The sequence below is a fragment of the Lactiplantibacillus sp. YT640 genome (assembly GCF_049745435.1).
Taxonomy (GTDB): Bacteria; Bacillota; Bacilli; order Lactobacillales; family Lactobacillaceae; genus Lactiplantibacillus; species Lactiplantibacillus plantarum.
This window is the reverse complement of record NZ_JBMNVY010000051.1, coordinates 1-9,347: the sequence shown is the minus strand read 5'-3', so window position 1 is coordinate 9,347 and position 9,347 is coordinate 1. Positions and strand designations below refer to the sequence as shown.

Annotated in this window: 9 protein-coding genes and 6 pseudogenes; 2 read left to right on the top strand and 13 right to left on the bottom strand. The window is 34.9% G+C overall.

The genetic code is table 11. The features are described 5' to 3' along the window. Nucleotides 1-757 (bottom strand): annotated as a pseudogene (gene mobQ, locus ACOV1R_RS15075) (MobQ family relaxase); the annotation flags it as partial. A 269-nt stretch (nt 758-1,026) separates the two neighbouring features. Between mobQ and ACOV1R_RS15070 the strand changes: the two are divergent. Further along, complete coding sequence (locus tag ACOV1R_RS15070) at nt 1,027-1,236, top strand: hypothetical protein (RefSeq protein ID WP_373926908.1); 210 nt, start codon at nt 1,027-1,029, stop codon at nt 1,234-1,236. Between the two features lie 19 nt (nt 1,237-1,255). Further along, nucleotides 1,256-1,534: a hypothetical protein gene (locus ACOV1R_RS15065; protein ID WP_219033541.1), complete on the top strand. Its 279-nt coding sequence runs from the start codon at nt 1,256-1,258 to the stop codon at nt 1,532-1,534. On the opposite strand, the pseudogene ACOV1R_RS15060 reads toward ACOV1R_RS15065, so the two are convergent. The 12 genes and pseudogenes from ACOV1R_RS15060 to ACOV1R_RS15005 form a co-directional block, all read right to left on the bottom strand. Beyond that, nucleotides 1,524-2,203 (bottom strand): annotated as a pseudogene (locus tag ACOV1R_RS15060) (zeta toxin family protein). The gene ACOV1R_RS15065 and the pseudogene ACOV1R_RS15060 sit on opposite strands and share 11 nt — an antisense overlap. Further along, nucleotides 2,200-2,385 (bottom strand): hypothetical protein, encoded by a 186-nt coding sequence (locus tag ACOV1R_RS15055; protein WP_010620892.1) that lies wholly within the window; start codon nt 2,383-2,385, stop codon nt 2,200-2,202. Before ACOV1R_RS15055 ends, ACOV1R_RS15060 begins: the two are co-directional and overlap by 4 nt. Before the next feature lie 46 nt (nt 2,386-2,431). After that, nucleotides 2,432-2,713, bottom strand: a complete 282-nt coding sequence (locus ACOV1R_RS15050; RefSeq protein ID WP_010014831.1) for a type II toxin-antitoxin system RelB/DinJ family antitoxin — start codon at nt 2,711-2,713, stop codon at nt 2,432-2,434. 221 nt (nt 2,714-2,934) lie between these two features. Next, the gene (locus ACOV1R_RS15045; protein ID WP_170174647.1) at nt 2,935-3,114 is read right to left on the bottom strand and encodes a replication protein; all 180 of its coding nucleotides are present in this window, start codon (nt 3,112-3,114) and stop codon (nt 2,935-2,937) included. Next, nucleotides 3,098-3,469: pseudogene (locus tag ACOV1R_RS15040) on the bottom strand (replication initiator protein A); the annotation flags it as partial. The pseudogene ACOV1R_RS15040 and the gene ACOV1R_RS15045, both read right to left, overlap by 17 nt. Nucleotides 3,470-3,477: 8 nt before the next feature. Next, nucleotides 3,478-3,609, bottom strand: a pseudogene (locus ACOV1R_RS15035) (IS5/IS1182 family transposase); the annotation flags it as partial. Nucleotides 3,610-3,690: 81 nt separating this feature from the next. Next, the gene (locus tag ACOV1R_RS15030) at nt 3,691-3,861 is read right to left on the bottom strand and encodes a hypothetical protein (RefSeq protein WP_155515909.1); all 171 of its coding nucleotides are present in this window, start codon (nt 3,859-3,861) and stop codon (nt 3,691-3,693) included. Nucleotides 3,862-3,975: 114 nt separating this feature from the next. Then, nucleotides 3,976-5,769, bottom strand: coding sequence for a nuclease domain-containing protein (locus ACOV1R_RS15025; RefSeq protein WP_217203402.1), 1,794 nt, complete (start codon nt 5,767-5,769; stop codon nt 3,976-3,978). After that, a complete protein-coding gene (locus tag ACOV1R_RS15020) occupies nt 5,753-7,696 on the bottom strand; it encodes an McrB family protein (protein WP_236039383.1) in 1,944 nt (647 codons plus the stop codon). Before ACOV1R_RS15020 ends, ACOV1R_RS15025 begins: the two co-directional genes overlap by 17 nt. A gap of 20 nt (nt 7,697-7,716) precedes the next feature. Next, on the bottom strand, nt 7,717-8,703 hold the full coding sequence (locus ACOV1R_RS15015) for a hypothetical protein (protein WP_217203404.1): 987 nt from the start codon (nt 8,701-8,703) through the stop codon (nt 7,717-7,719). A 56-nt stretch (nt 8,704-8,759) separates the two neighbouring features. Further along, nucleotides 8,760-8,966, bottom strand: a pseudogene (locus ACOV1R_RS15010) (LrgB family protein); the annotation flags it as partial. Nucleotides 8,967-9,153: 187 nt separating this feature from the next. Then, nucleotides 9,154-9,347 (bottom strand): annotated as a pseudogene (locus tag ACOV1R_RS15005) (DDE-type integrase/transposase/recombinase); the annotation flags it as partial.

The window sequence follows — 9,347 nt, the reverse complement described above, 5'->3', positions numbered from 1 at the left end:
TGGACTTACGATAGTTCTTAACTTGTTGATTAAATGCCTTTCTTTCATGCCGTTTGCTATTGATTCCCTCGTGTTGCATTGGTGTGTCAGCTATTCCCTGTTCCACAAATGATTTTTCACTGATCCGATCAGGAATGTTTTTTTGCTCTAAAACCTGATTGACACTAACTGCCCAATTATGACGCCATTCAGTTACTTTTTCTTTTTTATCCCAATCAACCAACCAAATTTTTCGGTTTCTCACATTTCCTGCAGGGGTCTTAGTTTTATTACCATGACTATCTAAAATGTATTCGGTTTTTGTTTTTTGTCCCCAAGTACCATCGGGGTTAAATGGGCGATTGGTTAACATCACATGAGCGTGCGGATTATCTGGGTGGTCGCGATGAATTGCCACGTCTGCTACCATGCCCTCATCAACAAAGTTTTATTGCACATATTTTGTCAGTAATTCTTTCTGTTCGGATTCACTTAATTCTACCGGTAAAGCCACGTTAATCTCTTTTGCATACCGTGAGTTTGATTTACGATCTTTCTTTTCAACTTCATTCCACAACTGCTCTCGATCACTCGCCCATTCAGGTGAATTTTTTGGCGTCAAAATAAAGCTTTCTGGCATGATCGATCGGGCATAAAAATAGTGGCGACCTTCCTTATCATCAAATAGCTTTTCACCACTTCTATAAGCGGCGCTGGCAATGGCACTGCGTCCTTTACCAGCACTAATATTACTAAAACTCATATGAAATATTGCCATGTCGGTCACCACCTTTCTTTGGGTTTATGGGTTTGACTTTGTTGTCGCCATCGGCGACTTCTAATACGGGTTTTAATGGGCTTAGCACAACGTCATCAAAGATGACGTGTAAGTGCGCATTGACCTCGTTTCACTCGGTCTGCTGATTCTCCTGAATTTACTTTTAGTGTATGCCTTCCGCTTCGCTATTTCAACTCTTATACTTTGACTTAGCGTTTCCCTTATGATACAGTGTCGGTGATTATTTTAAGATGATTGGAGGGATAATTGTGACTCAAAGTAACTTAGAAAAACAAGAAGCTAAATTAAAACAGCTTAATCAAAAGATTAAAGCTGAAAAAAGCAAAATTGAACAAAGTCTTGGTAAGGAAATCATTAAATCATCTAATTTGAATTATGCAACACTGACCACTCCACAAATTAAAATGATTGCTAAAAAAACTGCCGCCTTTTTAAATCAAGATCAAAATAACCAATAATAGTTAGGTGGTAATGACTATGCCTAATCAATATGAAAAACTAGTTGAACAACAAGCGCGTTTAAAGCAAAAAATTGAGCGGGAAGATTTTAAATTACGGCAATCTAAATATTATGAAAGTCGGCAATACCGCAAAGCTCGTTCTCGCCGATTAATTCAAAAAGGAGCTTTGCTAGAAAAATACTTCCAAGCTGATAACCTTTCGATCGAACAAACCGAAGAGCCTTTAAAAACATTCGCCGATTACGTTAATGCCCATAAACCGAATAAACTCAAAAACGATCAACCTAATAACTAGGCCGATCGTTTTTATTTTCTGGATCATTTTTAGGCTTTACTTCTGGGTTTTGATCTGCAAAATTTTGTAACTGCTTTTGCACCTTTTCTGGATAAGTAATATTTTGGTTTATCCAAGGAAAATGCCTCAAATCGTTCTTAAAAACTTGTCCCTTCTCTCTTGCATAAACAGAGGTAAACTTTTCGCTATTATCATAGATCATGACCTTATCAGATTTAAAGGCCACTAATGGAAAATTATGTTTGGATTGCTGATAACGTTTCTTGATCGTTGCCACTGGAACACCGTGGCCACCTTTTTGTACCCGTTCGTTGACCCTTTGGATAGCTAAATTTTCATCTCGCAAAGCAACATACAATAAAGTCACTTCAAAGCCATTTTTGTGAGCTTTGTCAATCAAATTGATTTGAGCTTTTCCTCTACCTGCCAGTGTTGTTTCTACGTGAATACTTTGCTGGTGATCTAAAGCATAGTGTAGTTGTTTGATTTCTTCTTTCATGGCTTTTAAGTTGTCACTGTCTTCATGCCAATCGCCACCCATTTGTCTTAAAATTTCATCAGCGTTAATCCGTTTTGTTTTGTCAAATAAGATGGGAAATGTATCGTATAGCGTACTTTTCCTGCTCCGTTAATACCAGCAACAATTATATATTGGGGTTTATCTATCAACGGACAAAGTCCTTTCGCTTAATAACCTCATCTTGCCTTTTATCTAAAAAGTAGGTATATAAAGCGTCATATACTTTGCGCTTTTCTGGATCTGGCTCATGTAATGACTTATCAAGTAAATCTTTTAAATCAGTTTCTTTGGCAATTTCAAAAAAGTCATTAATTGTGATTGTATCTTTCATGTTCATCACACTCCCAAGTTACTAATTTATTTAATCTGATAAGCCATTAGTCCTCATCTGGATCATTGAGCCAATCAGCGACTTCTTTAGCGTCTTTGAACTCTGTTACTGGTGTCTCTTTGGTAGCCTTTAAAAGGCTTAAATTAGCTCTTTCGGCTTCGCTCAGGGCTGGTTTAAACGGTAATGCTGCGTCAGCTACGATCCGCTTATAAAACATATTGATCGCGGTAGTTGGGTTTAGACCTAACTGGCTTAAAACGGCTTCGGTATTATCTGCCAATTCTTTGTCAATCTGGACTTGTACGCGTTTCTTTTCCTTAACTGCCATGATTTTCTCGCCCCCCCTTTTATTACTACTCACATTATACTAATCTTTGAGTACCATCTCAATTAGCCTGCTTCTTTAAAAGTTGTGAATTTAAGTTTGCTGTCCTTTCCGCAATGGCACTTATACAACGTTCCTGAAATGCCCGTACGCGCATTTTAAAACTCGTTTAATATAATTATGCTCTATCTGTTTAAAACGGCTTAGATGAGCTTAGATGCCGTTTAATTCCAAGAGCGCTCATTGTCAGTGTTCTGTTCTTCGGGGTGTTTGGCCGCATATTCTCTAGCCGCTTGTTTATTCCACCAAACCCCAAATAGGTTTTGCATGGTGCCGTACAGGTAGTTTTCCACGTTCTTGATGTGCTTCTCATTGCTTCTTAGGGCGTTAAAGTAACGTCTCAAGGCTTTNTTCTCTAGCCGCTTGTTTATTCCACCAAACCCCAAATAGGTTTTGCATGGTGCCGTACAGGTAGTTTTCCACGTTCTTGATGTGCTTCTCATTGCTTCTTAGGGCGTTAAAGTAACGTCTCAAGGCTTTAGTTATTAAAAATTTAAGTTCTTCGTCGTCCAGTGGGATTATGACGCCAATATCTTTGTGATCTTTGTGATCTTTCTCAACTCGGTACTTAGCATTTAAGATAATGCCAATGAAGCGCCGCATTTGTTGTGGGGTACGGCACCAGAAGCTAAGTAATTGCAAAGCTTCGGGTTCTAAGAAAACCGGTAAGCCACTGTCTTCATCAGTTAAGAAACTGTTTGAAATCTTTAAAAGCGCCGCAATAGAACTGACATAAAGGCTAAGGTCATCATTGTGGCGCTCGTATGTAACTGCCTTTCGCAATTTTTCCACAGTCGTCGACATTTTTCTATCCAACTAAAGGATCGTTCAACATAGCCAAACTTAGCGGCCACTTGGCTATATGAGGCATGATGACTAATCGCCCAGCTGGCAATTTGAATTCTAAATTGCGGCGTTACTTAGGGTGGCTCAAACAGAACCTTAGCCCCATGTGTCTGATAAGCGGCAACCAGCATTCTAAAGAGTCCCAGTGATATCTGATACTTATTAGCAATGGTTCTCAGACTACCTTGATCATCAAAGTAGTCGATCAGGGCACGCAATTTGAGGGCTTTTGAAATCTTGGTCATAAAAAAATACCTCCAAAGTTAAAGCTTTTTACTTTAACTTTGGGGGTATACCTCACATGTGTTTGTGGGGTATTTTGTATATCTTTGTAAATAACTTAAGATTAATATAATTATTTAATCTTTGTTTGAACCAATAATTATCTTATAATTTTTCTTTCGCACCTCTAACTCTGATAACAGTTTCTTCAAAAACTTTTGTGAACCATCTCTTGGTGTAACTCGATAATAATATATTCCCATATCTGAAATGTAATCTGGAACTTTTCCATTATCATCACCAGAGTACATGCCAAAAACAGCTTGAACACAACTAAAACTTGTTTTAAAATTCTCTGGAATTGCCAAGCTTTTTGAATTAATGTCATTCTTATAACTAGATAATTGCTCCACTATTTTCGAATGATTATGATCTTTGACAATCGTTCTAAGCTTCATATATTTCGTATCAACTATGATTGTACCAATGAAATTGCATTCAGAGGCATATATATCTATGCGAATGTCCGGCTTTCGCCTGTTTGAACTTGTGGTTACAGGAATTGAAGAAGCAACTGGACTAGAACCATATGGAATTTCTTCATTATAAATTACTTTTAATAGTAATGAATCATTTTTCATTACAACACAAGTACCATCATCTAAGAAAGGCAAAATATCTGAGCTTTTGACTTGATCGAAAATCCACCCTGATATAGGAACATAATTACCTTTCTTCAAAAGAGAAATAATTTTGATATATCCCCATATTTCATATAATTTCGCAGTTTGCTTCCAATAAAAGTTGTAATTATGATCTAAAGTATATCCTTGTTTCCGATTCAATTTAGAAAAAATTCTATAGAGAATATTGTACTTAGGCGATAATACCAAAGATTTGGGAATGAATTTCGTTCGTTTCGAATTAACATTTTTTAGAAGATCATCATTTAAAACTTCCTCAAAATAAGAATGAAGCAATGCTAATTGTGAAATTTTTTTATCAACTTCTTTCAAACTACTTTCATAACGGTTAATAGTGAAATCATTACTACTCCTGTCAATACTGGAATATTCTCTTTTAGAAAAATATATTTTTTCCCTTTGATAATTTTTTGTTAATTCGGTTTTTATGCTTTTATAATATTTTACAGATGTTCGACAGAATTTAGAAAAATAATGAATGATATATTTCATCCATCGATTTTCTGGTACATCATATTCTAAATAATGATTTGGAGAATAAATGTAATCAGTTTTATCTGGTCGTTCAGCCATTTTGCGAATTGATTGTATGTCAATAGTCTTAACTTTACCTATGTTTTCCCACTTATATTTGATAGAAACCTTGTATTTTGCTTCTGATCTTAATTTTTCTATTACCATCCTTGTCTGATTTGAAATTGTTAAAAAATATTCCACTTTACTATTTAAATAGTAATTAGAAGAATTTGATTCTCTTGAACCCTCATCATATTTGTGCTTACTTACAAAATCATTTGCCAATCCACTGACCATTTTTTCAACTTCAGAACGCATTTTTTCCCATTCTGGGATAGATAAATCTTTAGGAATTATTTTAAAATACGTAAAATAGTAATGGGAATCATGCAGTATTTTAATTGAATAATACCCAGGCGGTAATGGCACGGGCTGCTTTTTATAGCTAAAAATATCAATACTCTTTTCACTAGCAGTAAACACAGAATCATTTCCAATGGTGTTCTGATTTTCAAACTGAAAATCTGCCAAATCCTCAACTACAAATTTATCATGAGTATTGTTTGAAATGAATTGCAAAGAAAAATTTTGGTATTCGCGAATTTCTTTAATTTGTAAATTATTTTCCGTTAACAGTTTATCGTCATAAAAAATTGGAAGGCATGCAGTTGTATAATCAGTTTCAAGTAAAACTTTAATTGGTAAAACCATATACATCTAACTCCTTAACCTTACGTCTAATAGTTGATTTAGATTCTTTAAAATCTGAAGACGTTGGATAACTATCTAACGTTTTTTCAAGTCGTCCTGGAACTACATTACCACTGGTATCGACGGATCCAAGTAATCCCTTTAATTGTTTCTCAGATCCTCTAAGCTTAGTCCACACCCTTTGATTTAACTGCATATCAATTGCCTCAGGTCTTGTTAATTTCGGGGTATCTGGCAAGTTACACAGATATCCATCAATCTGCTTAACGATTCGCCAGCCTATACCAATATTTTTATCAACTGAATTTAATTCTTCCTGAATCTCCCAGAGCATTCTCTTTTCTTCAGTAGTTAATGCATTGTTCTTAGAACAATTTTTAAATTCAGAATATTTTGAGAGAGTAATTCTTGTGTTCTTATCATGCGTTGAAAAATTAGCAGAAGTAGTTGGCGTCTTAAAAAAAGGAATCATCTTTAAATTAATGACATTGGCGCGGTCTAAAACTTTATCTGAAAATTGATAAGTAGATTCATCAGTATTTACCGTTCCAACAAATAAAACATTACTCTTGATTGTAATAGATGACGGATATTTTTCATTGTTGTACATTCTGGACTCAAGTTCTTTATTGTATAATTTAATTTTTCGTGAATCAGGTTTCATTTCTAAGACTGACAAAAATTGTGAAAAATAGTGCTCGACTCGTGCCAAATTCATCTCGTCAAATACTACCATGTAGAGTTGATCACTATTTTTTTCAGCATCCAATAATATATCTACTAGTCCACTATCACCTGGGCGGTAGACCGAGTTGATAGTATCAGCAAAGCCAATAAGATCGGAATCATCTGCCCAATAAGGCCGTACGGGTATAAATTCAACATTTTTGTCCGGAATTCGTAGAGCCCTAGCATAGGCTAATGCGAGTTGAGATTTCCCCGTACCACTCAATCCGGAAAGTATAACTAATCCATCACTTTTCATTGCTGTATGAAAATTCACTAGATCTTTTTGTTCATAATACAGTTTTTCTCTGTCTACAATACACCGAAGTCGGTCCAAAAAATCTAATTCAGAAATATTTTCCACAGGCTTACTTAAATTTGGTTTATCCTTAGAATATTTGGAATTCTTATCAATTACCCCGAGTAGACTATCTTGTTCTAAATTAGTAGGCTTAACTGATGTTACAGCCCTATCCAATTCAGAAATCAGAGCTGCTTTATCAATAAAAACAACGTCATCACATGTATACTGGTTACCATACCAAGCGTCATCATTGGTATTAATTTCCGCTTTTTTCAAGCTACCATTGTCAACTCTAAAGGCAATCTCTCCTGCGGTGGTATAGGATTGGTTTGAAATAACACCATAGAGTGTCAGTTGGCCATCATCATTCCACAACACCGCATCAGGATTATCATCACTTTCATGCGACCAAGGTTCCTTTAATCTTCCAATCACTTTTTGTTCAACTAAACTATTTTCAAAATCGATTTTACTTTGAATATCCGGATTTGTATTATTCGTAGAAAATTGTGGGATCATTACCATTCGAACATCTGGATTAAACTCAGCATTCATTTTTCTTAATGTAGGTTGTTTGCCCTTATAGTAAATTCTATCATTAGTGATCTCTACAATTGGTCTGACAATAATAATCTGATTCTGTAAGCATTCCCAAATAGCCCCCTTCCGACTTTCCTCCGAATCATTTTCATCATCGGTAAAAATATCTTGTAGATTACTAATATAAAAACTAATTTTGTTTTCGTATGGGCTTTCCTCCCTATCAATACTATACGGAATTTCAGATAAAAGAGTCAATTTAGTATATGCATGATTGCCATCTCCAAATCTGATATCTTCAGGTGAATTTAAATAACCTGCGACCAAAAAATCTTGTGAACCACCTTTAATCGACATATATCTTTTCCCCTAACAAATTAAATAATTTCTTTAATTGATTTTTGTTGAATCTTAATAAATTTCATTTCAATGGATAATTTATGGATGAACAACCCTGAAACCTGTTCCTTAACTACCCATATTTCATTTATTGGTTGGACTGAAACCGTGTCTAAAACTTTATCCAATCCATCGTCTTCAGACAGTTGAAATACCCTATAATTTTGCATTTTATCTATATCATAATCTCTATCCGCTATTAACAAAATATATTTTTCGCTTAATTCCTTATTTAAGATTTTTATTTTCTGCTGCAACTGATCATTATCATTTTTCAGTTTTGATTTTTGATCCTTTAAATCTGAAATAGTTAGTTTCAGATTTTCAACCGTTTTATCGGCACCGCTTAATTTGTCTTCAAATTTTTTTGTTAACTTTTGGAGAGCTTCTGCATGTTGGCGCTGAATCTTTTCCCTGACTTGTTTATACTTCTCTTTATTATCCGAAATAATTTTGTTTTTTTTATTTAAATCTTTTTGATGTTGATTCAATAATTTCTCTATTTCCGGTTTGTTCTCAGTTTCATTAGGTCTTGCCCTTTCTATCTTGGTTAAACTCTGCAAAACCCGGTCTACGATTCTAACATCTGGAAATAAATTTTCAATTTGTTCACAGTCCAAATTTTCAAACATATATATAATTAGTTCGCAGAAAATTTGAATATTAAATTCGTTATTTTTAATAAATTCATATGTTCTATTAGCATCAGAATAATCTATATTTTCAAATAATTCTTTCCTTTCAATTAATCGATGTAACTTATGTGTTTGTAGATATTGTCGCATAAATTCAATGTTTCTATTGTTTTTTAAATCTTCATTAATAATTTTGTTTTGTGTTTTTGAGGGCGTTTTATTAGTGATAGGTAATCCCTTTTTAGGGATTTTAGAAAAAAGACTTGCTCTTTCATCTGTATCCAAATTCATTATTAATACATGAATTAATCTTTTTATTGATTGTTTCATTATTTCCTCACTCATTCATTAGTTATTAACTATTATATCAAACTATGTATGTCCTGGATGGGTAGCGTCAAGATACAAGCCATGGCGGTTACAGCACTATTACCACCAATTGATGTTGAAATTGGTAGTGCAATTGCTGTCGTTGCCGCTTGAGTCAACATGGACTTAATGCCTATTGTATTAAGTCCCATTAGTTTGGAAATTCCAACAATTGCCATCAGAGAAACGACTGTACCTATGAATTGGATTGAAGTCAATATTTGAGACAGGTTTTAAGAGACATTCAGAACCGCGTTTACCTTCCACAGCTCAAATAAATCATTAATCGCGATTAATAACTTATTTGAACCCTGGAAAGCATTAAATCAGGCGGCCATTTGGCTCGTAAGTGTTGCAATTTCAACTTGTAAGGGGGTCTGGTAGCCCAGTGAACTATGAATTCTCTTCCTATTTGAGGGAAGCGTGAAAGGATTCCATTGGCGCATTATCATACGGACAACCCTTACGGCTGTATGAGTGGCGGATATGTAGCTCAGTTAAACGTTGATTGTAATCATCGCTGGTATACTGTGATCCTAAATCCGTATGGATAATCAGGTCCCCAGTAATGGTTCGATTTTTAACCGCGCTTTCAAGGGTCTTTA

What these genes read in the sequence shown, in the direction of transcription:
- ACOV1R_RS15055 (WP_010620892.1), bottom strand. Translation starts at nt 2,385, where the DNA reads ATGAAAGATACAATCACAATTAATGACTTTTTTGAAATTGCCAAAGAA.
- ACOV1R_RS15015 (WP_217203404.1), bottom strand. Translation starts at nt 8,703, where the DNA reads ATGAAACAATCAATAAAAAGATTAATTCATGTATTAATAATGAATTTG.
- ACOV1R_RS15020 (WP_236039383.1), bottom strand. Translation starts at nt 7,696, where the DNA reads ATGTCGATTAAAGGTGGTTCACAAGATTTTTTGGTCGCAGGTTATTTA.
- ACOV1R_RS15050 (WP_010014831.1), bottom strand. Translation starts at nt 2,713, where the DNA reads ATGGCAGTTAAGGAAAAGAAACGCGTACAAGTCCAGATTGACAAAGAA.
- ACOV1R_RS15030 (WP_155515909.1), bottom strand. Translation starts at nt 3,861, where the DNA reads ATGACCAAGATTTCAAAAGCCCTCAAATTGCGTGCCCTGATCGACTAC.
- ACOV1R_RS15065 (WP_219033541.1), top strand. Translation starts at nt 1,256, where the DNA reads ATGCCTAATCAATATGAAAAACTAGTTGAACAACAAGCGCGTTTAAAG.
- ACOV1R_RS15025 (WP_217203402.1), bottom strand. Translation starts at nt 5,769, where the DNA reads ATGGTTTTACCAATTAAAGTTTTACTTGAAACTGATTATACAACTGCA.